Below are 26,337 nucleotides of genomic sequence, written 5' to 3'. Positions count from 1 at the left end.
TTGTATTTTTAAGGAGGTTCTGTCATGAACAAAACAGAATTAATCGCAAGTGTTGCACAAAAAACTGAATTGACTAAAAAAGACGCTGAAAAAGCTGTTAAAGCTGTATTCGACACAGTTGCTGAAGAATTAGCTGCTGGTGGTAAAGTTCAAGTTATCGGCTTCGGTACTTTCGAAGTTCGTGAACGTGCTGCTCGTGAAGGCCGTAACCCACAAAATGGTAAAACTATCACTATTAAAGCTTCCAAATCTCCTGCATTCAAAGCTGGTAAAGGTTTGAAAGAACAAGTTAATGCAGCTCCTGCAAAAAAACGCAAAAAATAATCTGAATAAGATAGGAAAGAGACCCTATGGGGTCTCTTTTTTACGTTTATATTATTTTTACTTGTTTATGTGGTATAATCACAAGGAAAGGATAGATTATGACTACAGAACAATCACGCAAGGTTCTCATTGTGTCCGCCTCGATTGGTACGGGTCACATGCAGGCCGCACGGGCTATAGAAGAATATTGGAAATTAAAAGAACCACAGGCTGAGATTAGGCATGTGGATTTTCTTGATACAGAAACCTTGTCAGTAGAGCATCTTATTAAGGGGACGTATATTAAGATGATTGATGTGTTTCCTATGCTGTACGATATGATTTATCGTGTATCAAAGGGCGAGAAAAAAGGGACTATTTTACAAACGGTATTGTCTTATATTTTAAAAAGCCGTATGTTGAAATTGATTCAACAGGAGCAACCTGATGTGATTGTATTCACGCATCCATTCCCTTGTGGGGCAGCCTGTATTTTGAAACGGCAAGGGCTTATTGATGTGCCTTTGGTGGCTATTTTAACTGATTTTAGTAGTCATCAATTCTGGATTTATCCACAAGTAGATACGTATTTTGTTGCTACGGACGATATGATAGAGGAAATGACTGCCGTTGGTATTAATGTTAATAAGATTCATGTGTCCGGTATTCCAGTGCGGAGATCATTTTTTAAAGATGCTATTGATCACTATGAAATGAAATCACCCGTTAAGATTCTAGTAATGGGTGGTGGCTTAGGCTTAGGATCTTTAGAAATTGCTCTTCAACACTTAGATGCTGTCAATGGTATTGACGAGATTACGGTTGTAGCAGGTCAAAATACATCGCTGTATGAATCTTTGGTAAATCTTAGTGTCCGGATGAAAACTAAAACAACCGTTTACGGTTATACATCCAATATTTCAGAATTAATGCACTCTGCTACTATGCTTGTTACAAAGCCGGGTGCTTTAACGTGTATGGAGGCCGTTACTATTGGGTTACCTATGGTATTCTTTAATGCCATTCCAGGTCAAGAAGAGGCGAATGCGGAGTTGTTAGAAGAACGTGGTTGTGCACGTTGGGCTAGAGATATCCATAATTTAGAGGACGTAGTAGCTGCGTTATTAATTAACCCGCCACGGTTACAACAAATGTCAGAACAAGCACGTGCATGGCACGTAGATGGTGCTGCCAATATTGTAAATGAACTCATTAATATTCTCGATACACAAACAGAGGCACTTTCTTCAACATGTGAAATAGAAACATTATAAACGAAAAAGGTCATCCTAAAACTAATGATACCTATGCTATATAACAGATTAGGTACACGTTAGCATTTGGATGACCTTTTACTTTAGTGATGCATTATTGATAGTTTTCAATGTTTTGGGTGCGAATAGATTGTAGCGCTTCTAGAAATTCTACTGTTGCAGTATGTTCTTCTAGTAGTGCTTGCAGTTGATGGGAGTCATTAAGGCTTACGCTCCATTGGAATGAATCTGTATCGTCATAAACATTGAATACGATGGGGGTATCGAGTGTATCTGGCATATGACCATCATCATCGGATACAGTTGCATAGGTGCCATCATCTAATAGTTCAATAAATAGTGTATCATAGCCATCAAAGTCGATAATTTCAAAATCTAGAGCGTCATAAAAATCTAATACTGCATCTGTTGCCATGAGAACCTCCTAAAAGTATGTACGTATCATATGAGAGTATTGTCTTGTTATCTACCTGTATTCTACTGATGCGGTGTGTGACTGTCAATGAAAATCTGTAGTATAATAGAGATCGTAATGGTAGCAGAGGAGTACGGGAATGAACGTAATTAGTTTACAGAATATAGAGAAATCATATGGCACTCGGTTGCTATTTACCGATGTGTCTATAACTTTTACCAATCAAAAGAGATTGGGACTTGTAGGAATTAATGGTACTGGCAAATCTACTTTTTTAAAAATTTTAACGGGCCAGATGGAAAGCGATAAAGGGACTATTGAGCGCAATGGAAAGGCTACTATCCACTACTTAGCACAAACGCCAAACTTTGATGAAGGTAATACATTATTAGAAGCTATTTTAGATGGTAATCATCCTCGTTTACAAATGGTAAAACGATTTGACAAGGCTAGTCGAGATTATCATTATATACAAGAACAAGGTGTAGCTGATGAGTACATTGAGCGCCGTTATATGCAGTGCTTAGAAGAGATGGATACGCAAGATGGGTGGCAAGTAGAACAAGAGGCTCGTATCATCTTAAGCAAACTGGGCTTTCACGATGTCAACATGTCAGTTAACCTATTATCGGGTGGTCAAAAACGGCGATTAGCGTTGGGGCAAGCCTTATTATATCCTTGTGATTTACTATTGTTGGATGAACCGACAAACCATTTGGATGAAGATAGCATCGAGTGGTTAGAAACGTATTTGAGTAATCGTCAAGGTGGTTTGTTGATTAGTACTCATGACAGATATTTCTTAGATTCTGTATGTAATGGTATTTTGGAATTATCCAATCGCCATATGTATGAATACGAAGGAAATTATGAAAAATTTATTGAACTGAAAGCCGATCGAGAGGCTCGTCAGGCAGCTACGGAGGAAAAACGTCGTCAATTTTTAAAACGGGAAATCGAATGGGTACGGCGTGGTGCACAAGCACGAAGCACAAAACAAAAAGCACGTTTACAACGATATGAAACGCTTAAAAATATGGAAAAAACTAGACGGCCTGATCAGATGGATCCTATTGCCTTAAAAACTCGATTAGGAAAGACTATTTTCGATATGGAACATGTATCCTTTGATTTTGACGGGCGCCCTATGATTGAGGATTTTACCTATCATGTGGTACGTCATGATCGTATTGGTATCGTAGGTCCTAATGGAGTAGGGAAATCAACCTTTATGAAAGTCTTAGATGGTACTTATGAGCCAGTATCAGGAACTATTGGTAAGGGGGAAACAGTTCGTATTGCTCATTTTAAGCAAGAATTGCCAGAATTTGATGAGAATATGCGTGTTCTTGATTATATTAAAGAGGATCATTCCTATATGTCGCTTGGTGATGGTTCTACCTTAAGTGCAGGGCAAATTTTAGAACGCTTTTTGTTCACTCCGGAATTACATGGTGTACCGATTCGTAAATTATCTGGTGGTGAGCGTCGTAGATTGTATCTCTTAAAATTGCTTATGAGTGCGCCTAATGTACTTTTGCTAGATGAACCAACTAATGATTTGGATATCCCTACATTAGAAGTGTTGGAGGATTTTCTTGATTCTTTTAGTGGTGTTATTATTACTGTCTGTCATGATCGATATTTCCTTGACCGTGTTGTAGATAAATTATTTGTATTTACAGGAAATGGTCATATAGATATCGTGCATGGTTCCTATTCAGATTATAAGGCTGAGATTGGTGAAAGTAACAACGCCCCATTCTATGTACCTGAAACGCAAATTTCTACTGCGCATAGCGTCAAAGAAGTGGCTGATGTGAATCCTATAAATACTACTGGTGTGTCCTCTAGTAGTGCAAGTCATACAGAAAATCCTGTAAAGAAAGGTCTCAATAAGGCTGAAGAAGCAGAATATGCATCTATTATGGAGGAATTACCTAAATTAGAGCATCTTATTAAGGGATTAGATGTTATGATTGGACAAGCCGCTACGGATTATGAAAAAATGCAAGCGCTCATGGCTGAACGAGAAGAGACACAATCTCAAGTGGATGCATTAACTGAGCGGTGGATGGAGTTAGAAGAACGCTTGTGAATCTCTATTTTAAGCTGTTTCTTAATATCTAATTTGCATAGGAATTACTTTCATAATTATTGATAAAAATCACATTTTGTAGTATAATTTCCTAAATTAACGATAACTACGTTACCTAAGTAGGAGGAAACATGAGTAAGTACGAATTTTTAGATCGTCGTGTACCTATTGAAGAAGGCAATATTGCCATTGTGCAAGATTTATCTAAATGTAAAAATTGTTCTTTGTGCCGTAAAGCATGCGCTGTTGATATGGGCGTATTTGACTATTACGATTTGACAACAAATGGTGATCATCCAATTTGTATCCATTGTGGTCAATGTGCTTCTATTTGTCCATTTGATTCCATTAATGAACGTTCTGAAATTGACGAAGTAAAGGCTGCTATCGCAGATCCTAATAAAATCGTTGTATTCCAAACTGCACCGGCAGTACGTGTTGGATTAGGTGAAGAATTTGGTATGGAAGCGGGGACTTTCGTAGAAGGTAAAATGGTTGCAGCTCTTCGTAAACTCGGTGGGGACTATGTACTTGATACAAACTTTGGCGCTGACATGACTATTATGGAAGAAGCATCCGAGTTAGTTGAACGTGTTCTTAATGGCAGTGGTGAATTACCTCAATTCACATCTTGTTGTCCTGCTTGGGTAAAATTTGCTGAAACATTCTATCCAGAATTTTTACCAAATTTATCTACAGCAAAGAGTCCAATTGCTATGCAAGCACCTACGCAAAAAACTTATTTTGCTGAAAAAATGGGGATTGATGCAAAACAAATAGTGGCTGTAGCAGTAACACCTTGTTCCGCTAAGAAGTTTGAAATTCGTCGTGATGAAATGAATGCTTCTGCAGAATACTGGGATGTACCAGAAATGCGTGATACCGATTATTGTATTACTACACGTGAGCTTGCTAAATGGTTACGTACAGAAGATGTTAATTTTGATGAATTGGAAGATGCTACATTTGATCCATTGATGGGTGAAGCATCTGGTGGCGGTATTATTTTTGGTAATACTGGTGGTGTTATGGAATCAGCTATGCGTACTGCTTACAAATTGGTGACAGGTGAAGATGCACCTAGTACTTTAATCCCATTTGAAGCTATTCGTGGTATGGATGGTGCTCGTGAAGCTGATGTTGTGATTGGCGATAAAACATTACATGTAGCAGCTGTACATGGTACTGGCAACTTGCGTAAATTTATTGAACGTATGCGCGCTGAAAATATCCATTATGATTTCATCGAAGTTATGGCTTGTCGCGGTGGCTGTATTGGTGGTGGTGGTCAACCACGCGTTAAGTTACCTATGGCCGACAAAGCTCGTGAAGCTCGTATTGCATCCTTATATACGCGCGATAGAGAAGTAGCCATTAAAGCCTCTTGCGATAATCCAGATATCCAAAAGTTATATGCGGAGTTCTTTGATGGTAAACCTATGAGCCACAAAGCACATCATATGTTACATACTACATTTGTAAATCGCTCTGAAGATTTAGGCCCTAATGGTGCATGTACACCTGCTACATGTCCAACATCCGTGCCTAATTTAAAAAAAGCAGCAGAAGCTGCAAAAGCAAATAATTAATTATTTATAAATTTGAATAAAAATCTTGAAATTTCGCATAAAATGACATATACTAATTACTGTGAGAGACAATAATATAATAGTCCTTAGAGAGAGGTATATGTTAATGACATGGGGCGGACAGAGAGAAGGTTCTGGTCGTAGACCTCGTATGTATAAGCGCGTATGTAGATCGTTCCGTTTAACAGACGAGGAATACCAAATTTTGAAACCATTGGTAGAGGCTATTAGAACGCGTACCGATGCGTCTAATAAGCAACACTTAGAGTACTTGAATAACTAAATATTGACATGGTATATGTATATAAAAATATCTTTTTTGTACTCTTTCAATACTAGCAACTCTTATACATACCATGTGAATAAGTGAAAGTTAGACCCTTTGGGGTCTAACTTTTTTTGTAATTAAATACATAGGGTATATGCTTTTTTATCATCCCTAGTTATAATATGAGTATACAAGTTGTGAGTATAGGAGGTGTTAGCTTGTTACAAGATTTATTATCTGAGGATAATGTGTCATTTCATTATCCTGCAGAGACCTGGGAAGATGTGATTCGTCATGGTGGTCAACTCATGGTCGATGCTGGTTTTACAGAGCCTACATATACAGAGGCTATGATTGAAGTGGTTCGTGAGATGGGGCCTTATATAGTATTAGCTCCTGGTCTTGCAATGCCTCATGCACGCCCTGAAATGGGGGCTAAGAAAGTTGGTACAGCGCTTATTACACTGGAAAAACCTGTTGATTTTGGCAGTCCAGAGAATGATCCTGTATCAGTAGCTTTTTTTTTATGTGCTTCAAATAAGGAAGAACATATTCAATTGCTTACAGATATTGCAACATTATTTGAAGATGAAGATTTTTTAGATGCTGCAGCAACATTTGAAAGCATTGAGGATGTGCATGCTTTCTTAGAGGAACATCTTGAGGAATCTTAATTTGGAGGTGGACTATGATTTCTATTTTAACTGTTTGTGGTAATGGTATTGGTTCAAGTTTGATGTTAAAAATGAAAATTGAAGAAATTTGTGCTGAAAATAATATTGAAGCGCAAGTGGAATCAATTGATTTTAATGCAGCTCAAGGCCGTAAAGCTGATTTAATTGTTACTGTAAAAGAATTAGCAGAACAGTTTGAAGACAAGAACGTAGCTATTGTACGTAGTTATATTAATAAAAAGAAAATTAAAGAAGATATCTTAGATCGATTACAACAAATCGCTAAGTAATTTTGGGGAGATGATTCTATGGAAATGATATTAGAATTCTTACGCGACGTATTGAGTCAGCCAGCGCTATTGATTGGTATCATGTCATGCGTAGGTTTAATAGCTTTAAAAAGACCATTTCATAAAATTATGACTGGTACATTGAAGCCGATTCTTGGTTATTTAATGCTTGCTGCTGGTGCTGGGGTTATCGTTAGCAATCTTGATCCATTAGGGAAAATGATTGAACATGGTTTCCATATTACCGGTGTTGTACCAAACAATGAAGCTATCGTGGCAGTAGCGCAAAAGGTACTTGGTGTTGAAACGATGTCTATTCTTGTTGTAGGATTATTGATGAACTTATTAATTGCTCGTTTCACTAAATTCAAGTATGTGTTCCTTACAGGCCACCACAGCTTATTTATGGCTTGTTTAATGTCCGCTGTGCTTGGTACTGCAGGCTTATCTGGTATCGAACTTATTCTTGTAGGTGGTTTCTTAATGGGGGCTTGGTCTGCTATCTCCCCAGCCATTGGTCAAAGTTATACTTCTAAAGTTACTGATGGTGATGAAATTGCACTTGGACACTTTGGTAGCTTAGGTTACTATTTATCGGCATGGGTAGCAAAGTATGTAGGTAAGGCAGAAGATAGCACGGAAGATATTGAAATTCCTGAAAAATGGGGCTTCTTGCGTGACTCTACATTATCTACTGCATTGACTATGATTGTATTCTATTTGATTGCTGCGTTAGCTGCCGGTTCTGAATTTGTAGCTACATTGTCTGGTTCTATGAGCCCATACTTATTTGCAGTTATGAGTGCTATGAACTTTGCTGTAGGTGTAGCTATCGTATATTCTGGTGTTCGTATGATCTTGGGTGACTTGATTCCAGCATTCCAAGGTATTGCTACAAAAATTATTCCTAATGCAATACCAGCTGTAGACTGTGCTGTATTCTTTACCTATGCGCCAACAGCTGTAGTATTAGGCTTTATTAGCTCCTTTATTGGAGGTATCATCGGTATGCTTGTTTTAGGTGCCGTAGGTGGCGTACTTATCATTCCTGGTCTTGTACCTCATTTCTTCTGTGGTGCAACAGCAGGTATCTATGGCAATGCTACTGGTGGTCGCCGTGGTGCTGCAGTAGGTGCATTCCTTAACGGTTTGGCTATTACATTCTTGCCAGCATTAGCATTGCCAGTTCTTGGACAATTAGGTTTCCAAAATACAACATTTGGTGATGCGGACTTTGCCGTAATTGGCCTTGTATTAGGCAATGCTTTTGAATGGATTGGCATGGCTGGTATTTATGGTATTGTTGCTATTGCATTCCTTGTTCTTATTATTCCAAACTTTATTAAAACAAAAGGAAAAGTTATTAATTACGTAGAAGAAGAGTAATGAAAATAACTTCTCATATAAATAACATATATACTGACAGGTACGTTTAATCGTATTCTTAAACCCTAAATTTCGATATATTTCTTATCTGAACATCTAGTTCGGTAAGAATATATCGTGGTTTAGGGTTTACTTTTTATGTGTAGAAATGTATTCTGTACATATAGTTATACAAGGTATTAGGAGGTTAGTATGAATACATTTCCTAACGAAATGATAGATATAGTTGGCATTGGGGCTAGTACCTTAGATCGATTTATCGTAGTCGACCATTTTCCCACAGGGCGTGAGGTACAGCCAGCCCTTTCTTCAACAACCGATGGGGGTGGACCGGTAGCAACTGCATTGGCTACAGCTGGGAAATATGGAGTCTCCACTGCTATGATTGACCGTATCGGAGACGATATGGTTGGGCGTTATATTCTAAAGGACTTTCATAAATACAACGTTAATACAGAGGCTATCCAAGTTGACGCAAATGCTATCAGTGGAACTGCAACGATTCTTGTGAAAGCTACAACAGGCGAACGGGCTGTGTTCTTTGAACGTTCTACAGCACATGAGCCAGAGTTTCTTGAATCATATCGGATATTCATAGAGTCGTCAGCCATATTACATATTAATGGACGCCATCGACCGTTGATGCGAACTGCTATGGAAATAGCCCAGTCTTGTGGAACCATAATTTCTCTAGATGGTGGTGCTCAACGATACGATGAAGAGATGAAACCAATTACCGAATCATCTCATGTTGTTATTGTGGCTCGCGATTATGCTGAAAAATATACAGGAACTACAGATTTAGAAGATGCATGTCGTATCATTCATGAACGAGGTGCTTTGCTAGCAGGAGTTACAGATGGAGCCAATGGCAGCTATTTTGTATGGCCTGATGGAACGGCTTATCGGTGTGCGCCATTTCCACAAGAAAGCGTAATAGATACGACGGGGGCAGGGGATAGTTTCCATGGGGCCTTTTTGGCGAGATTAGCCACGGTGATTCGTCGGATGCAATTGCAGAACGATGGACGTATAAAGCCTGTTGATAGTTTACAAGTATGTAATCATACTGAGTTAGAAGCGGCTGCTCGCTTTGCATCTGCTGTTTCAGCTCTTAATACACAAGGCTTAGGCGGCCGCAGTGGACTACCTACATTAGAAACAGCTTTTACATTAGCTGGATTGGAGTAGGCCTATGTGGCAACAACATACACCACATCATGTGCAACAATATATGCAACAAAATCCATATCGTTTACTAGCACTTAGTTTTTTAGCAGTTATGATGGTGGGAACTCTTCTTCTTATGTTGCCTATAGCCAGTGCAGAAGGGCAAGGTACGGCCTTAGTTGATGCTGCTTTCACCGCTGTATCTTGTGTATCGGTAACGGGACTCGCCACTGTGGATACCTATTATCATTGGTCTTTATTTGGCAAGATTATTATGGTTATCCTTATACAGTTGGGAGGGCTTGGCATTGTATCTTTTACAACGATTATTGCATCTCTATTTGGCAGACATGTAGGGCTTCGAAATCGGTTGTTACTTTCAGAAGATGTAGGACAAGATGGCATGAAAGGTCTTCTTCATGTGACGAAAAAATTGACTATCTATACATTGGTTATTGAATGTATAGGGGGACTATTATATGTCATTCAATTACATCCATATATTGGTAATGATGCTTTCTACATAGGTTTTATGCAGGCTATTTCTACATTTTGTAATGCTGGATTTGTTTTCTTTGATAATGATTTGCCTTACAAGATGGTGGGGGATATCTTATTTAATATCAATACGATGCTACTTATTGTTATCGGTGGTTTTGGCTATTTGGCGGCATTTGATATATGGTCTCATCGCAAGTTGAGACGTTTTGATGATTTAAAATTGCATACTAAGATTATGTTTGTTGGCACAGTGGTATTGATTATGTTAGGTACCATATTATTCCTTGGTGTAGAATGGGCTAATCCAAACACGTTTGGACCACTTCCTATTTGGAATAAGGTGATGGCTGCATTTTTTCAATCAGTTACGCCACGAACTGCAGGGATTGCTACAGTTGATTATAATCAATTACATCCAATTACACTGTTTGTCACCATTATTCTTATGTTTATTGGTGCTGGACCGAATTCGACCGGTGGCGGTGTTAAAATTAGTACTGTTATGGTTGCTATTTTATCGTCGTGTACCTTATTTAATAACCGTTCACATGTAGAGGCCTTTGGACGTCGAATTTCTATGGTTACCGTTCTTAAGGCAAATGGAATAATTTTTCTTTCTATACTTTTGGTTTTGCTAGCTACATGCTACCTAGCGTGGGATGAACCATATGATTTTATACGGTTACTCTTTGAGGTTACATCCGCATTTGGTACAGTAGGGCTTACAACGGGGATTACCCCAGACTTATCTGAAGGTAGCAAATGGGTGCTTATCTTAGTAATGTTTACAGGCCGTGTGGGAGTTATGACTGTGATTGGTACATGGGCATTGCGTACAAAACCGAATAAGCCAATTTCGTATGCAGAAGAGAATGTAATGTTATAACAATAGAATATAATACATTTAAAAGAGGTACATAATGAAACAAAAAACAATAGCCGTTATAGGTCTTGGTAGATTTGGTACGACCATTGCCAAGATGTTAGCATCAATGAATCATGAAGTGCTTGGTGTAGATATTGATTCAGATATTGTACAAAAAATATCTCCCTATATTACGCATGCCATCGTAGCAGATACTACTGATGAAGAAGCGATTAAGTCATTGGCATTAAGTCAATTTGATATGGTCATTGTAGCTATTGGCGGCAATATTCAAGCCAATTTGATGACATCTATGCTTCTTAAGGAAATGCAAATCTCTAAAGTTGTGGCTAAGGCAGAAAATAGTTTACAAGGTAAGATGCTTCAAAAAATAGGTGTTGATCAAGTTATTTATCCAGAATACGATATGGCACTACGACTTGTTCACTCATTGACGAGGGAGCATGTAATGGATTACTTACAGCTATCTAAAAATATAAGCCTCATCGAAATTAGTATGCCTTCCTTCATGGTGGGAAGTTGTTTGAGAGATTCTAAATTGCGTGAACACTATAATCTAAATGCAGTAGGGGTTAGGAGAAGCACAGGTCTAGATGTGCCACCAAATCCTACAGCCATACTTTCGGAGGATGATAAATTGCTAGTAATTGGGAATAATTCTGATTTAGATGCATTAACCAGGTAATTAGTATACGAAAGAAATATAACTACATCGAAAAAAGATGATATAATAGAATAGAATTCAGTATAGGTCATACGTATTCGTATGGCCTTTTTAGATAGAAATGAAGGGTAGTATGACAGAAGAACAATATATAAAAGCTCTCAAAAACAATCCTCATGGCATACGCAATATCCCTAATCCTACAGAGGGAATGCAGCTAGCCTGCGTAGAACAGAATGGGATGCTTTTACAGTACATTAAAAATCCTACCAATCTAGTGATTGAAACTGCTTTGGCAGAATCGCCACGTGCTATTCAGTATGTGGAGAATCCAAGTGATGAACTATTAATCTCATTGGTAAAACAAGACTGGGCGGTTCTAGAATATATTCAAAACCCATCGGATGAAGTGGTTTATATTGCTTTAGAGCAATCGGGTTGGGCAGTACGGTATATTCAAAATCCATCAGAGGACTTGCAATTAAGGGCCGTACAAAAACAGTATGATGCCTTGCAATATATTGCAAATCCATCAGAACAGGTTCAAATGGCGGCTGTAGAGTCGAATTATTTAGCATTGCGCTATATCCCAAATCCAACATTGGCTATTCTAAAAACGTCAGTGTTGCAAAATCCACAAGCCATGCGACAAATTACAAATTTAGATTTGGAAACTGTTGTCGAGTTATTAAAAGTATCTACGTTAATATTAGGTTATGTACATAAGCAAATTGGGTTAACAGTCGATATGGTTCGTCGAATTTTAATAGAAGTAATTGGAAATTCTGATGTAGAGGAACGATATGTCCGTGAGCTAGTAAGTAATCCTGCCATTGGCGGGCGTCAGTCAACATGGCCTATTGATATATTGTCGCTAGTTGATATGTATGGCTCTGTAAAGGCAAAGAAGATTGCAGTTGACCAGTATTTACTATATTAAGAAAAAGGAGTCATAATGAATTTTACAGATACAATGGCTAGTGTGGAATTAGTGCTAGCTGCTAATCAAGTCCCTTTGCTCGTTGGTGAAACGGGTATTGGTAAAACATCGCTAGCTGCACGTGTAGCAGATGTACATGATTGGGAATTGGTAACTATTGATGGTAATCTTTTAAAAGAAGGGGAAATAGGGGGATTGCCAACGGTAGAAACGGTTTCACATAAAGATAGTGATGGTACAGTTAAAGAGATTAAAACAACCGTGTATGCCGTGCATCATACCTTGGAACATGTGTCACGAGCTGTTGATGCAGGTAAACGTGTATTGTTGTTTATCGACGAAATTAATCGTGCAGAGCATGCGGTACAACAAGAATTAATGAATTTGATTTTAAATCGAGAAATTAATGGATTTGCTTTGAGTGATGATGTGCGTATCATTGCGGCTATGAACCCAGAGGACTCCTTTGATTATCAGACGATTGATATGGATCCGGCACAACAAAATCGTTTTGTATGGCTCTATATGGAAGCGGATTATATGCAATGGATTGATTGGGCTATTTCCGTAGGAATTGAAGATACAGTAATTGAATTCATCTCTTCCTATCCAGATTATTTGAACCAACGTCATGAAGATGATATCGATGCAACACCGCGTTCATTTGAACGAATCTCTCATATTTATAGTATCTATAAACATGGTGCTTATAGCCGTGATGTATTCCAAAATGTAATTCGCGGCAATGTGGGAAAACTTATTGCTGAGGCCTTTGTTAATTTCGTTGAAACGGAACAAGAGCCATTGATTTCGTTTGATGATGTATTAGAGGCAGTGCATAAGCCCGGTGCTATTATGTCTTTACAAGAACGTGTCAATGGTGAAAGCCCGACTCGCCTCTATGTATCTGCTAAAAACATGTTATATCGATTAAATCGGAATAGTAATGCAGATGAAGTCCATCGCTTTATCGAGTTCATTACATTGTATCCCGGTGATTTGCGCATTGCTGTTATGAAAGATTTACGCAATATGTATTCTCATGTGTATAGCTATGCTATTGAGGATGATCTTTTTATTAAAACGTTTTTTGAAGCCAATCGTTAAATTGTAAAAAAAGTATATGACAGGTAGGAATTATGAATCGAAATTTAGATAAAGACGATATCCGGGACGCATCTGACCTGCTCACTCATATAGACGGATGGGAAAAGACTGGACGTTATGATGAAGAGGCTATCAAAGCATTAGATAGATGGCATAGAAAACGTAATCAGATTGCTCGTGATGCAGATGCTTTGTATGAGCAATTATATGCTCGCTATCAAGTATATGTAGATGAACATACAGTACATCAGAAACATGCGGAAGAGATTGCGGTAGATATGGTCAATCACAATATGTCTGATAGTCATATTGGTACGATAGGTAAGGGCTTGACGGAACTATATGATGGAGAGGGTACCGACTTAGAGATTTTGACACAACATGTCTTAGCAGATGGATACGAACAGCGTTTATGGCATACATTACATGATGTTAATAGTTTACTGCTTGATGAGGATCAATTTTTTGGCTATTTTTATTTACAAATGGCTCATCAAGTACGTCTAGATATGACGAGTGCTTTTGGTGTGAATCTCAAACGTGGTGGTTATGTTTTATATGTAAATCCGTTTATTATGTTGCGACAACCACCAGATGTAATGAAGGATGGTATTAAACGAGAAATATTGCATGTTATATCGGCCCATTTGATGCGGGTCAAAGAACTCAGTCAACGATTTAATAAAAAAGCGGTTCATATGGCTATGGATATGGTTGTTAACGATTATTTAGAATATGTTGATCGTGATGCGATTACTGTGGCTAATGTCAATGCAAGATATGGTCTTTTATTAAAGCGCTTCCGCACTTTGGAATATTATGCGAAGGCTATTGATAAGGCAATGCAAGAAAAACCGGATTTATTTGTATCTGTTGAGGATTCTAGTCAAATTGTGGCGATGGAATTTAATGCCAATTCGAGTCATGATATTTGGGATGAATCTGATGCTATTGATACAGAAACGATGGATAAAATCACGGAACGTTATATCAATGAATCGTCGAAAGGGAATATGGAAGGATATGTAAAAAGTCTTATCGATACATTCCGAAAAACGCGACGTTCATTACCTTGGTATTTTTATCTAAAAAAATTGATGGGTAAGGTGGCCAGTGGACATAAAAAAACGACGATGCGTCGCAATCGTCGTCAGCCGGAGCGTTTGGAATTATCTGGTACATTACGCCAACATAAGGCAAATGTGTGGGTAGCTCTTGATATGAGTGGTAGTATTATAGATACAGAATTTACGAATGCGCTAGAACAAGTATTACAAATTGTGCATGCCTATAATCATCGTATAACCATTGTAGAATGTGATAATGAAGTACGTCGTACCTATACAATGGAAACTGTAAAAGATGTAAAACCACGACTTGATGTTCGCGGTTCAACTGCATTTTCACCAGTATTTTCTTTGGCGAATCAACATCATGTAGATTTAGTCGTATATTTTACGGATGGTAAAGGCGAGGATTACCTTCGTGATGTACCAAAAGGGTATAAAGTATTATGGGTGCTTACGGGCTCTGCACCACAATTATCAGTGCATAATCCACACGGTATAGTCCGTGAAATGGGCTATGTAGGAGTTGATGAAACACAAGACATTGATGAATTTGTGAGAATGAGCAGTCGATCAGGGTTTTCCATGGCAAATCAGGAGTAATCAGTACTTAACAATCTCAATATAGATTATATTTACGGCGAAGGACGCAACAATTCCTAACATCCTCCACCGGCCGGGTCTGACTACGCCCTTCGGGCTTCGCAGGGCCAAAGTCGGATGTTAGAAATCATTGCGTCCTTCATGAGCGTCTCTATTAATTTAGTCTATTGAGATTGTTAAGTTACTGCTTATATAGGTGGTAAAAAGATGGTGGGCCAAAGTCAGATTTTGAAAGCCACCGAGCCCCCTTGAACGTTCTATTTATTTAGGTCGCAAAGATTGTTAAGTGATTGCTTACATGGGGGGTGTAAGCAATCTATTGATTTATCTGTATTAGTTTTATAATGGATAAATTACCAAGGGGGAATGACAAAAATGGCCCCCAAACTCTGACTTTGGCCTGAGCCCCAGAGGGGCGAAGAAAAAGCCGGTGGAGGAGTTTGGGGGCTGTTTTTGTCACACACATTAAATTAGCTATTTAATTCAATAGAAGAACCTGGATCGATGATAACAGCGGTTTGGTTGTATTTGCCTTCTACTAGACTTGTGAATACACCTGGTTCGCGGTCGATAACAGGCCATGTTTTGTAATGGATTGGAATAGAGATGCGTGCTTTTACGTAGCTAGCGGCAAGGGCTGCATCTTCAACGCCCATTGTGTAGTTATCGCCGATAGGGAGAAGTGCGTAGTCAATATCGCCAAAGCGGTTCAATAATTTCATGTCGCTAAAGAGGGCTGTGTCTCCTGCAAAGTATACGATGTCGCCGAAGAAGTTGACAATACAACCTGCTGCGTGGCCACCAGGTATACCAGCGCCATGGAATGCTGGTACGATACGAACGGAACCGAACTCGAAGTCATATTTACCGCCAAGGTGCATAGCATGTGTACGGCAACCTGCAGCGGCAGCTTTACCTGCTACTTCAGCTGTAGAAATTACGAGTGCATCATTAGCTTTAGCGATAAAATCAGTATCGCCGTAGTGATCATCGTGACCGTGGCTAACGAAGATGTATTGGCATTTAATATCTTCTTTTTTTGCTACGTCCCATGTATTGCCTGTCAAGAATGGGTCAAAAATCATGGATACATCACCATTTGTTAGCATAAAGCACGCATGGCCGAAATAAGTTAATTTTGTTTTCATAGGAACACTTCCTTCCTCATATATACTAATTTAATTATATTGTATAATAGAAATGGAAAAAGTAAAACTATTGATGTACATTTATACATAAAATAAGGAAATATTATGGAATTAACACATTTTGATGAACAAGGTAATGCGTGGATGGTGGATGTGTCCGAGAAGGACCATACGCATCGCATTGCGGTAGCAGAAGGTTTTATTGCTATTAACGATGCTATTTATGAGCGTATTCAAGGTGGAACGATGAAAAAGGGCGATGTTTTGTCTGTTGCTCAATTAGCAGCTATTATGGGGGCTAAGCAAACGAGTAACCTCATTCCTTTATGTCACCCCTTGATGCTGACGAAGGTAGAGGTTCACTGCCATCTTATTGATGGTAAAAGTTCGGCTTTCACAACTGATACACATAATAAAGCTATTAAAATTATGGCTACTGTTAAGACGACGGGACAAACTGGTGTAGAAATGGAAGCCCTTACGGCTGTTCAAGTCGGGTTACTTACTGTGTATGATATGTGTAAGGCTATCGATAAGGGAATGATTATGGGACCAACTTATCTCGTTGAAAAAGATGGTGGCAAGAGCGGACATTTTATTCGCAATAGCGGTGAATAAGGTTTGTAGCGTAGTACTTTTTAGTCTTAATAGAGAAAATAGAATTCACTACTTGAATACACCCTTTAGATTAGGTAGAATAATATAGATATAAGAATAGAGGGAATAGAATGGAAATTGTATTATATGAGCCGGAGATTCCCGGTAATACCGGTAATATTGCACGCCTTTGTGCGGCAAACCATATGACCTTGCACCTTATTAAACCATTAGGCTTTTCTATTGATGATAAGCACGTTAAACGGGCAGGCCTTGATTATTGGCATTTGGTAGATGTACAGGTACATGAAAATATAGAAGAACTATATGCGAAATATCCTGATCGTCGTTATTTTTATGCTACTACGAAGGCTAAACATGTGCATTCTGATGTGAAGTATGAAATCGGTGATATGCTCGTATTTGGTCCTGAAACTAGAGGCTTACCTGAAAGTTTATTAGAAGGTAATGAAGAAACGTGCATTCGCATTCCGATGGTAGAAGACGCACGATCTTTGAATCTATCTAATTCTGTAGCTATCATTGCCTATGAAGCTATGCGTCAATTGGATTATCCAGATTTGAAAGAAGTAGGCAATTGGATTAGCCATAAGTAAAATAATGAATGATGTTCGTGAAAGTTCGCTTTCATAAAGAATAGTGTATGTAATAGGGGGAATGAATATGAATTACGATAAAGCCCACGATTTAGCACACGCAATGCGTGAATCTGAAGAGTATAAAGATTTGATGCAAGCGCAAGAGGCTGTAAAAGCTGACGCAGAAGCAACTGCATTGGTGCGCACATTTATGGCTCAACAAATGCAATGGGAATATGCTAAGTTATCCGGAGCGCCTGAAGCGGATGATTTGCAAAAGAAACAAGAGGAATTGATGCCTCAAATTCAAGCAAATACTGCAGCTGCAAATTATTTGCAAGCGCAAATGCGTTGGAGCCAAGTATCTAATGATATTTATAAAATCATTAGCGAACCAATCACTGAGGGGATGAAAGTGTTAGATCATGGGGAAAAACAACAACCACAACATTAAGGCCTTACAAACGGTTTTATTGGAAAAATTACCAAGTACACGTGTACGAGAAGATGAATATTTACGTTATCATACGACATTTAAAATTGGTGGCCCTGCGGACCTATTTATTGAACCGATTACGATGGCCGAATTGAGCTTTGCTCTTCACACCATTCATGAATTTGATGTGCCTGTTACTATTATCGGTTGCGGGTCCAATATTCTTGTGAAGGATGGTGGCATTCGCGGTGTCGTGGTATCGGTTCGACATATGACACAAATTATGGACTGTAATGATAATACATTGTGCATTGGTTCAGGATATATGCTAAAGGACGCATCCGAGTTTGCCTGGGAAAATGGCTTGACTGGTCTTGAATTTGCTATTGGTATTCCTGGTACATTAGGGGGTGCCGTGTTTATGAATGCAGGTGCTTATGATGGGGAAATGAGCCATGTAGTCACGGCAGTACGAGCTGTAGATTTTCAAGGTAATATCAAAGAATATGATGCATCTCACTTAGATTTTGGGTATCGTCATAGTGTATTCCATGATAATCATGAGGTTATTGGCGAAGTAATTATGACGCTTAAACCAGGCGATAAAAATGCCATTAAGGCTAGAATGGATGAACTTACAGAAAAACGTGAGTCAAAACAGCCTTTAGAATTTGCTAGTGCTGGCTCTACTTTTAAACGCCCACCAGGGTATTTTGCAGGGACGTTGATTGAACAAACCGGGCTCAAAGGATTATCTGTAGGGGATGCACAAGTATCTCATAAGCATGCAGGCTTTGTTATTAATACAGGCAGTGCTAGTGCGAAGGACGTGCTCGATTTGATTGCAGAAGTGCAACGACGCGTGTACGACCAACATGGTGTACATCTTGAACCAGAAGTACGCATGATTGGTGAAGATTAATACAAACTAAATACTCATACAAGATTTCTTATGTATCATTACCTTTTTTTTCGAATGGATTCATAAGAAATCTTTTTTATAGTGTTTTCTTTGACATGACTGAATTAGTTACGTTATAATTAAGTGTTGCCAATTTTGGGAATATACCTATATAGCGACTTTTATAAGTGCTATGTGATATAGAATATACTGAAGGAATTAAAGGGAGGATCTTATGATTCGCGAAAATCTTCGAAATGTAGCGATTATTGCCCACGTTGACCATGGTAAAACTACTTTGGTGGACGCATTATTAAAACAAAGCCATGTGTTCCGTGAAAATGAAAAGGTAGCAGAACGCGTAATGGACTCCAATGATTTGGAACGTGAACGTGGTATTACTATCTTGTCTAAAAACACTGCAGTTATGCATGATGGCATCAAAATCAACATCGTTGATACTCCAGGCCATGCTGACTTCGGTGGTGAAGTAGAACGTGTACTTAACATGGTTGACGGCGTATTGCTTCTCGTAGATGCTTACGAAGGTCCAATGCCTCAAACTAAATACGTTTTACGTAAAGCATTAGAACAAAAATTGAAACCAATCGTAGTTATCAATAAAATCGACCGTCCTGACCAACGTGTTAAAGAGGTTGAAGATGAAGTTCTTGAATTGTTCATGGAACTTGAAGCAGATGATGACCAACTCGATTTCCCTGTAGTGTACGCGTCTGCTCGTGCTGGTGTGGCTAAAACTAACTGGGATGACGAAGCGGTAAATATGGAACCATTGTTTGAAACATTGATTGAAGAAATCCCTGCACCACAAGGTGATTTGGAAGGTCCTCTTCAATTTATGGTTACTACACTTGATTATGATAACTTTATCGGCAAAATTGCCGTAGGTCGTATCGTTCGCGGTAAAATGAAAACTAACCAACAAGTGGCTATCATGACTGGTGAAAGCACTCGTAAGGCGAAAATTGGCCGTGTATATACATACAATGGTTTGAACCGCGTTGAAACTGATGAAGCAGAAATGGGTGATATCATTGCCTTTGCTGGTATTGATGATATTAATATCGGTGAAACAGTAGCAGATGCTGAAAATCCAGAAGCATTACCATCCATCTCCATCGACGAACCAACATTGTCTATGGTATTCTCTGTAAACAACTCTCCATTTGCAGGTCGCGAAGGTGAATTTGTTACATCCCGTCACTTGCGTGATCGTTTGTTCCGCGAAGTAGAAACTAACGTTTCTATGAAGGTAGAAGAAACTGATTCTGCAGATGCATTCAAAGTATCTGGTCGTGGCGAATTGCATTTGGCTGTATTGATTGAAACTATGCGCCGTGAAGGCTATGAATTACAAGTAGGTAAACCTCGCGTAATTTTCAAAACTATTAATGATAAATTGTGTGAACCACTTGAAGCATTGACTATCGATGTACCTCAAGAATTTATGGGTACTGTAATGGAAAATCTTGGTCAACGTAAAGCTGAATTGACTAATATGGTTGAGTTGGCGGGTTACCTTCGTATGGAATTCGTAATTCCTGCACGTGGTTTGATTGGTTTCCGTGCACAATTCTTAACAGCTACAAAAGGTAATGGTATCATGAACCATGTATTCCATGGTTATGCACCATACAAAGGCGAAATTCCTTCTCGTACACGCGGTGCTTTGGTAGCATTCGAAAATGGTGAAACTACACCATATGGCTTGAACTCCGTTCAAGACCGTGGTACATTGTTCGTTGGTCCTAACCAAGATGTGTACGCAGGTCAAGTTATCGGTGAAAATACACGCGAACTTGATATGGACGTTAACCCATGTAAGAAAAAACATGTTACTAACATGCGTTCTAGTTCCTCTGACGAAGCAGTTCGTTTGACTCCACCTCGTATCTTCTCCTTGGAACAAGCTCTTGAGTGGATCAACGATGACGAACTTGTTGAAGTAACACCTGAAAGCATTCGTATGCGTAAAACAATTCTCGATCGTAACGCACGTGCGAAAGCTGCTAAAAATAAAAAATAATATCTTCACTTGATATATGGAAAGGACACTCTGTTTGGAGTGTCCTTTTTATATTATAATAAAGCCTAAATATCCTCTTTTATTATATCGGCATGAAAGTTTTATGATAATTTTATCAACTATAACTGATTAGCATAGTAATGCTTTAATATACAAAGTACGCATAATAGCTTGCTTATAGGGGTATGAGTATGTACGAAATGTAAATAACGATGTATAATGATAGCAAGTTTATTGATATATATTATTGATTGTGGAGGTTCTTATGAATAAGAAATTGTTAGCTTCTTTGTTTGCTGTAGGTTTAGCGACAGGTTTTGTATGCTCTTCTGTTGATGCACATGGTGTGTTCTTCGCTAACCGTACAGATGAAAAAGTACTTGTATTAGGTGAAGGTCCTGTAGATAATGCCTATAGTGCAGATATGGTAAAAAATATTACTGGATATGATGTACAAGGCAAACAAATTCCAGTACAAGTTGTTAAACATGAAAAAAATATAGCTATTGTTCCACCAGCAGATCTTGGTGTGACAGTAACAAATTTTGATTATGGTTACTGGACTAAGACTAAAGATGGTAAAACAATTCATAAACCAATCACAGAAGTTCCTGGTGCTGTTAAGAGTACTCATGCTATCAAATATGATATTCATTACTGGAATGCACAAGCTAAACCATTTGTAGATAAAAATGCATTTATTCAAATTGTACCTTCTGTTAATCCATTGACTTTAAGAAAAGGTGATACATATGAAATCCAAGTATTTAAAAATGGTAAACCATATGCCAATGCACCTCTTATTAAAGATTTAGTAAATGATTTGACTGGTGAAGCTAAAGCGGATGAAAACGGTAAAGCTACTGTAGCGGTTACTGCTGATGGCTTAAATGTAGTGGGCGTTGAAGTTGCATTCCCTACACAAAATAAAGGGGAACAAAATAAATACTTTAGCGCATTGTCCTTCCTTATTTCTCCTGAAGAATAATAATTAGTATTTCTAGTACTTACCGAGTGTGTGAGTTAATAAAAGACCTCCTTAGTTGGACTAAGGGGGTCTTTCTGTGTTTTTTAGGTGCTATAAGATTTTATGTAATCTAGTGAGAGGATTATAAGCATCGTATAGGAAAGAGAGAATTATGAAAATTACACGTCATGTATCAGCAGTGATGGCTGCATTAGTATTAACAGGAATGTCTTATTCTGCAATGGCTACCGATATTAATGTATCGAGTGATAAAGCAGAAGAATTACTTGGTTTATCGATGGGTTCTCCCGTGCAAACGCAACCTGAGGTTAAACATATAGAAGATACGTTAACCGTAAATGTACATGGTAAAAGCTTGACTGAGGAAGGTAGAACTAAAAATGTAACAGGGATTTATAATGTATTTGGATCTCAATTGACTGTAGATAAAAATCTTATTGTCCGATTAAAAAATGATGCACCAGCCTCTAAAAATGAATTGGGACATTATTATATGAGTGCTGTGTATGCTGGTTATGGCGGTAAGGTGCCACGTCTTAATAAGGATAATCCTGAGAGAGACTATGGGGATACCAATATTCATGTTAAAGGTAATGTAGATATTGATGCTGTCGGGGTAGGATTACAAGCTAATCAACGAGGCCATATTATCGTGGATGGCGGTGGTCGTATTATGACGCATCCTGTTGAAACATCAGATACCTATTCTGTTGTGGCAGAAGAGGGTGATGTATATGTTAATGCAGGTACCGATGGTAAACACCCAGGGATGAAAGATTTAGTGGCTATTGGTAATGTAGGGTTAATTGATAAAGATTATGGTCGTGATCCAAATCATAATGAAGCGCCAACAAATGTGGGACTAGCTTTTACAACAGCTAATTCTAGTCTTACTGGTGCTGTTTTAAATGAATATGCTGAAAGTAATAAAAATCCGCATAATTCTGGTGCCGATATTTATTTACAAAATGGTGCTATTTGGAATAATGAATGGATTGGTAAGGATCGACCTACACCAAAACGAGAACGTCCATCAGGAGATAATGCAGCATACTTATATAAGGGGAGTAAAGTTCGTAATCTTGTAGGTGGCGCAAATCCAACAGCAGCAGGTATTATTCATCCTATCGATGCTCGTCCTATTACGATTCAAAACTATAGTGGTTTTGTAAATGCTGATTACAAAACAGGCGCGTCAGCGAGTGAAGCTGGCAAAGGTCAGATCGTTATTCAACATGCTGCTGATAATAGCCATATTACCGTACAAGGCGATAGTACTAAGAATTTGACTGATGATGCAAGTTATCGTGCAGAAATGAAATCGTTAGCTAATAAATTGCAATATACGGGAAATGATAAGAAACTAGCTACAGCTGTTCAAGTTAATGAAGGTATTACAAGACCGGCTGCTATTACTGAACTTGGTACAAATGCATTTGATGCACAAGGTAATCTTGTTGTTACTGATACTGCGACTGTAACACATGCTAGTGAATCTTCGTTGGTAAGCGGTACGAAATCTGCTCTTGCATCTACAGCGATGGCTTGGCGTAATAATACGAACGATTTACAACGTCGTTTAGGGGATCTTCGTTTGTCTAATACGAATCAAGGGATATGGGCTAAATACATCGGTGGCAAATCTAAAATGACAGATGGTGCCGATACTCATATGACATATAATGGTGCACAAGTTGGTTATGATCATAAGGTATCCAATGGTTGGACCCTTGGTGGTGCTCTAGATTACAGTACATCTAGCAACTCCTATGCCGTTGGCAATGGAGACGGTAAAATTGGTGGTATTGCGTTTTATGGTACAAAACAACATGATGATGGACGTTACTTAGATATCATCGCTCGTGGAAACCGCTTGTCCAATAATTACAAACTTTACTCAGTAGGGGGACATCAATTGAATGGGGATTATCATACATTTGGTACCTCTTTAAGTGCTGAATACGGTAAACGTATTAAGAAACAAAATGGTTTCTACATTGATCCTAGTGTAGAATTTATTGTAGGTCGTTTGAACGGCGTATCCTATGATGCTAATGTTGTTGGTGGTGGCTCTATGCATGTGAAAGCTGACGCTGTTAACTCTGCTGTAGGTCGATTGGGGTTTGGCATTGGTAGAGAAACACAAAAATCCAATATCTTTGCAAAACTAGCATTGGCTCATGAATTTTCTGGTAAGATGAATACAACCTATTCCGCACCAGGTAATCCAACAGTAAATACAGAACTTGATTTGAAAGATACATGGCTTGATGCTGAAATTGGGGGCTCCTGGAGCGTTCGTCCAAGCACATATTTATATGGCACATTCACTAAAAACTTTGGTGCTACTATAGATAATACATGGCGTATTGATGCGGGAGTACGACATAACTTCTAATTGAATAATACATTACCTAATTATTTTGTAGTTTAAAGCTAGAGGCTGTAACAAAACAGCCTCTTAATACTAAAAAGCTATCAGTTGATTTTATATCATTAACTGATAGCTTTTGTTATTCCTCCTTTAATTCTGAAAAGAGGGTTCGGGCATCTTTTCCGTGCACATGATTAGCTATATCTGATTCATATTGTGTTATTGCTTTATCGATTTCGTTAGAGCGTGTTAGTGATTCGTATGCTTCCATACTCATAACAACAAGTTCACCGTATCCGTTTTTTGTAACGAAAATAGGATCATTAGATTCCTTACACATATCCATGATTTCATTTGTATTGCGTAAGTCTTTCATAGGTATTATTCTTGGCATATTTCCACCTCCTAAAATAATCTTAATTATGCCTTTATTATGTCATAATTAGTGTATTACAGAAAGAAAATTTATTAATTTAACAAATTCATTTTTCTATGCTAATATATAAAAACTAGAACTTATACAACTTCTTAAGTAAGAATTAGGAGAATAGAATATGAAAGTTTTAATCGTAAATGGTAGTAGCCATGTAAATGGTACAACAATGCAAGCTATACAAGAGGTACAAAAGGTATTTAGTGATGCTAATGTAGATACAGAGGTTATTCAACTTGGCAATAAACCTATTCGTGATTGTATTCAATGTGGCTATTGTTTTGAGCATGGCGAATGTGTATTTAAGGATGATGATGTAAATGCATTTGTAGAAAAAGCGAAGGATGCAGATGGATTTATTTTTGCTACACCTGTATATTATGCACATCCAAGTGGTCGCATTTTATCCTTTTTAGATCGTGTGTTTTTCAGTGCAGAAAATGTAACACCAAATCCATTTGCTTTTAAGCCGGGTGCATCCATTGCGGTAGCTCGACGTGGTGGTACAACGGCCTCCTTTGATGTGCTTAATAAATATTTTGGTATTTCTCAAATGCCGATTGCAGGTTCTACGTATTGGAATATTAGCCATGGCCTAGTAGCAGAAGATGCTAAGCAAGATGAGGAAGGTATGCAAACGATGCGTAACCTTGCACGTAATATGATTTGGATGATGCGTAGCTTTACAGTGGCTAAGGAACACGGTGTATCATATCCAGATACAGAGAAAAAAGTATCTACGAACTTTGTTCGTTAATAATTCGGCACTTGGTGTGGTGTTAAAGGAGATATAATGGTTAATGTTTTATTTATCTGTCACGGAAATATTTGTCGTTCTACGATGGCAGAGTTTTATATGAAGCATATCGTTAACGAGGCAGGTTTGACTGATTCTATTTATATCGAATCTGCTGCCACATCTCGTGAGGAGATAGGAAATGATACCCATTATGGGACTAAGCAAAAGCTAGATGAAATGGGGATTTCTTATACTCGTCGTAAAGCTCGTCAAGTGACGATTGATGATTACCGTAAATTTGATTACCTTATCATCATGGATGAAAATAATGCACGAAACTTGCGTCGCATTATCGGTGATGATGTTGACCATAAGGTGTATAAGGCTATGACCTTTATTGGTGAAAGCCGTGACGTAAAGGATCCTTGGTATACGGGAAATTTTGATGAAACCTATGATGATATAAGTTGTAGTTGCGATGCACTATTAGAGTTGATTAAGGAGCAAATATAAGCAAAAAGGCTAATGTAATGAGCCCTCAATGTTATTTGAATTAGATATAACGTTGAGGGCTTTCTTATAAGGCTAATAGCTTCATATACTTTACACTATCGAATGATAGCGTTATATGGTATAATTTTTAAGTATTCATGCGCCTATAGCTCAGGGGATAGAGCACCGGTCTCCGGAACCGGGTGCGCAGGTTCGAATCCTGCTAGGCGCACCAATAGCAAAAGGCTTCTCGAAATTTCGAGAAGCCTTTTTTAGGGTTATAGGACAAAAAGTGTGTGTGACTAATCCCAATAAGTTGGAAAATCTGTAGACATATGTAGCTCATTC

The 26,337-nt window shown here is 38.3% G+C and carries 26 protein-coding genes and 1 tRNA gene; 24 read left to right on the top strand and 3 right to left on the bottom strand.

Going from position 1 to position 26,337, the window contains the following annotated elements; translation table 11 throughout:
* The first annotated feature begins 24 nt into the window (after positions 1-24).
* Together Q0E20_RS06715 and Q0E20_RS06710 are read left to right on the top strand one after the other, a co-directional pair.
* Entirely contained in the window at positions 25-324 is a 300-nt protein-coding gene (locus tag Q0E20_RS06715; protein WP_005381952.1) for an HU family DNA-binding protein, read from the top strand.
* Positions 325-422: 98 nt separating this feature from the next.
* A complete protein-coding gene (locus tag Q0E20_RS06710; protein WP_295998117.1) occupies positions 423-1,577 on the top strand; it encodes an MGDG synthase family glycosyltransferase in 1,155 nt (384 codons plus the stop codon).
* 94 nt (positions 1,578-1,671) lie between these two features.
* Here the strand turns inward: Q0E20_RS06710 and Q0E20_RS06705 are convergent, their stop codons facing one another.
* Positions 1,672-1,992, bottom strand: a complete 321-nt coding sequence (locus tag Q0E20_RS06705; RefSeq protein ID WP_295998114.1) for a hypothetical protein — start codon at positions 1,990-1,992, stop codon at positions 1,672-1,674.
* 139 nt (positions 1,993-2,131) lie between these two features.
* Between Q0E20_RS06705 and Q0E20_RS06700 the strand changes: the two genes are divergently transcribed.
* The 12 genes from Q0E20_RS06700 (at position 2,132) to Q0E20_RS06645 (ending at position 15,235) form a co-directional block, all read left to right on the top strand.
* The gene (locus tag Q0E20_RS06700) at positions 2,132-4,090 is read left to right on the top strand and encodes an ABC-F family ATP-binding cassette domain-containing protein (RefSeq protein WP_295998111.1); all 1,959 of its coding nucleotides are present in this window, start codon (positions 2,132-2,134) and stop codon (positions 4,088-4,090) included.
* A 131-nt stretch (positions 4,091-4,221) separates the two neighbouring features.
* A complete protein-coding gene (locus Q0E20_RS06695) occupies positions 4,222-5,679 on the top strand; it encodes a [FeFe] hydrogenase, group A (RefSeq protein ID WP_295998109.1) in 1,458 nt (485 codons plus the stop codon).
* A gap of 100 nt (positions 5,680-5,779) precedes the next feature.
* Positions 5,780-5,962, top strand: coding sequence for a hypothetical protein (locus tag Q0E20_RS06690; RefSeq protein ID WP_295998128.1), 183 nt, complete (start codon positions 5,780-5,782; stop codon positions 5,960-5,962).
* A 203-nt stretch (positions 5,963-6,165) separates the two neighbouring features.
* Positions 6,166-6,621, top strand: a complete 456-nt coding sequence (locus tag Q0E20_RS06685; protein ID WP_295998107.1) for a PTS sugar transporter subunit IIA — start codon at positions 6,166-6,168, stop codon at positions 6,619-6,621.
* Between the two features lie 14 nt (positions 6,622-6,635).
* Entirely contained in the window at positions 6,636-6,911 is a 276-nt protein-coding gene (locus Q0E20_RS06680) for a PTS sugar transporter subunit IIB (protein WP_295998103.1), read from the top strand.
* Between the two features lie 18 nt (positions 6,912-6,929).
* Positions 6,930-8,297: a PTS ascorbate transporter subunit IIC gene (locus tag Q0E20_RS06675; RefSeq protein WP_295998100.1), complete on the top strand. Its 1,368-nt coding sequence runs from the start codon at positions 6,930-6,932 to the stop codon at positions 8,295-8,297.
* Between the two features lie 192 nt (positions 8,298-8,489).
* On the top strand, positions 8,490-9,488 hold the full coding sequence (locus Q0E20_RS06670; protein WP_295998097.1) for a carbohydrate kinase family protein: 999 nt from the start codon (positions 8,490-8,492) through the stop codon (positions 9,486-9,488).
* Between the two features lie 4 nt (positions 9,489-9,492).
* On the top strand, positions 9,493-10,854 hold the full coding sequence (locus Q0E20_RS06665; RefSeq protein ID WP_295998095.1) for a TrkH family potassium uptake protein: 1,362 nt from the start codon (positions 9,493-9,495) through the stop codon (positions 10,852-10,854).
* A gap of 34 nt (positions 10,855-10,888) precedes the next feature.
* Entirely contained in the window at positions 10,889-11,539 is a 651-nt protein-coding gene (locus Q0E20_RS06660; protein ID WP_295998093.1) for a TrkA family potassium uptake protein, read from the top strand.
* Between the two features lie 112 nt (positions 11,540-11,651).
* On the top strand, positions 11,652-12,458 hold the full coding sequence (locus Q0E20_RS06655; RefSeq protein ID WP_295998091.1) for a hypothetical protein: 807 nt from the start codon (positions 11,652-11,654) through the stop codon (positions 12,456-12,458).
* Between the two features lie 15 nt (positions 12,459-12,473).
* A complete protein-coding gene (locus Q0E20_RS06650; protein WP_295998088.1) occupies positions 12,474-13,565 on the top strand; it encodes an AAA family ATPase in 1,092 nt (363 codons plus the stop codon).
* Positions 13,566-13,597: 32 nt separating this feature from the next.
* Complete coding sequence (locus Q0E20_RS06645) at positions 13,598-15,235, top strand: VWA-like domain-containing protein (RefSeq protein WP_295998085.1); 1,638 nt, start codon at positions 13,598-13,600, stop codon at positions 15,233-15,235.
* 470 nt (positions 15,236-15,705) lie between these two features.
* Here the strand turns inward: Q0E20_RS06645 and Q0E20_RS06640 are convergent, their stop codons facing one another.
* Positions 15,706-16,383 carry a metal-dependent hydrolase gene (locus Q0E20_RS06640; RefSeq protein ID WP_295998082.1) on the bottom strand — a complete coding sequence of 226 codons (678 nt, stop codon included), beginning with the start codon at positions 16,381-16,383 and terminating at the stop codon, positions 15,706-15,708.
* Between the two features lie 105 nt (positions 16,384-16,488).
* Between Q0E20_RS06640 and moaC the strand changes: the two genes are divergently transcribed.
* The 7 genes from moaC to Q0E20_RS06605 all read left to right on the top strand — a co-directional run bounded on the left by moaC (position 16,489) and on the right by Q0E20_RS06605 (position 24,349).
* The gene (moaC, locus tag Q0E20_RS06635) at positions 16,489-17,001 is read left to right on the top strand and encodes a cyclic pyranopterin monophosphate synthase MoaC (RefSeq protein WP_295998079.1); all 513 of its coding nucleotides are present in this window, start codon (positions 16,489-16,491) and stop codon (positions 16,999-17,001) included.
* 110 nt (positions 17,002-17,111) lie between these two features.
* Positions 17,112-17,597 (top strand): tRNA (uridine(34)/cytosine(34)/5-carboxymethylaminomethyluridine(34)-2'-O)-methyltransferase TrmL, encoded by a 486-nt coding sequence (gene trmL / locus Q0E20_RS06630; RefSeq protein ID WP_295998077.1) that lies wholly within the window; start codon positions 17,112-17,114, stop codon positions 17,595-17,597.
* A 67-nt stretch (positions 17,598-17,664) separates the two neighbouring features.
* Positions 17,665-18,033 (top strand): YlbF family regulator, encoded by a 369-nt coding sequence (locus tag Q0E20_RS06625; protein WP_295998075.1) that lies wholly within the window; start codon positions 17,665-17,667, stop codon positions 18,031-18,033.
* The gene (gene murB, locus Q0E20_RS06620) at positions 18,005-18,937 is read left to right on the top strand and encodes a UDP-N-acetylmuramate dehydrogenase (RefSeq protein ID WP_295998072.1); all 933 of its coding nucleotides are present in this window, start codon (positions 18,005-18,007) and stop codon (positions 18,935-18,937) included. The genes Q0E20_RS06625 and murB overlap by 29 nt, the downstream gene beginning before the upstream one ends.
* Positions 18,938-19,151: 214 nt before the next feature.
* On the top strand, positions 19,152-20,963 hold the full coding sequence (typA, locus tag Q0E20_RS06615) for a translational GTPase TypA (protein WP_295998069.1): 1,812 nt from the start codon (positions 19,152-19,154) through the stop codon (positions 20,961-20,963).
* A gap of 265 nt (positions 20,964-21,228) precedes the next feature.
* A complete protein-coding gene (locus Q0E20_RS06610; protein WP_295998066.1) occupies positions 21,229-21,951 on the top strand; it encodes a DUF4198 domain-containing protein in 723 nt (240 codons plus the stop codon).
* Positions 21,952-22,102: 151 nt separating this feature from the next.
* Positions 22,103-24,349: an autotransporter outer membrane beta-barrel domain-containing protein gene (locus Q0E20_RS06605; protein ID WP_295998064.1), complete on the top strand. Its 2,247-nt coding sequence runs from the start codon at positions 22,103-22,105 to the stop codon at positions 24,347-24,349.
* 115 nt (positions 24,350-24,464) lie between these two features.
* Here the strand turns inward: Q0E20_RS06605 and Q0E20_RS06600 are convergent, their stop codons facing one another.
* Positions 24,465-24,719 carry a type II toxin-antitoxin system Phd/YefM family antitoxin gene (locus tag Q0E20_RS06600; protein WP_295998062.1) on the bottom strand — a complete coding sequence of 85 codons (255 nt, stop codon included), beginning with the start codon at positions 24,717-24,719 and terminating at the stop codon, positions 24,465-24,467.
* Positions 24,720-24,879: 160 nt separating this feature from the next.
* Between Q0E20_RS06600 and Q0E20_RS06595 the strand changes: the two genes are divergently transcribed.
* The 3 genes from Q0E20_RS06595 to Q0E20_RS06585 all read left to right on the top strand — a co-directional run bounded on the left by Q0E20_RS06595 (position 24,880) and on the right by Q0E20_RS06585 (position 26,224).
* On the top strand, positions 24,880-25,515 hold the full coding sequence (locus Q0E20_RS06595) for a flavodoxin family protein (RefSeq protein WP_295998059.1): 636 nt from the start codon (positions 24,880-24,882) through the stop codon (positions 25,513-25,515).
* Between the two features lie 36 nt (positions 25,516-25,551).
* Positions 25,552-26,010, top strand: coding sequence for a low molecular weight protein-tyrosine-phosphatase (locus Q0E20_RS06590; RefSeq protein ID WP_295998057.1), 459 nt, complete (start codon positions 25,552-25,554; stop codon positions 26,008-26,010).
* A gap of 139 nt (positions 26,011-26,149) precedes the next feature.
* A tRNA-Arg gene (locus Q0E20_RS06585) sits at positions 26,150-26,224 on the top strand.
* Positions 26,225-26,337 lie beyond the last annotated feature (113 nt).

It is taken from the genome of uncultured Veillonella sp. (genome assembly GCF_934230905.1).
In the GTDB taxonomy this organism is placed as follows: Bacteria; Bacillota; Negativicutes; order Veillonellales; family Veillonellaceae; genus Veillonella.
The sequence above is the reverse complement of the archived record's forward strand: the minus strand, read 5'-3'. Positions and strand labels throughout refer to the sequence as shown.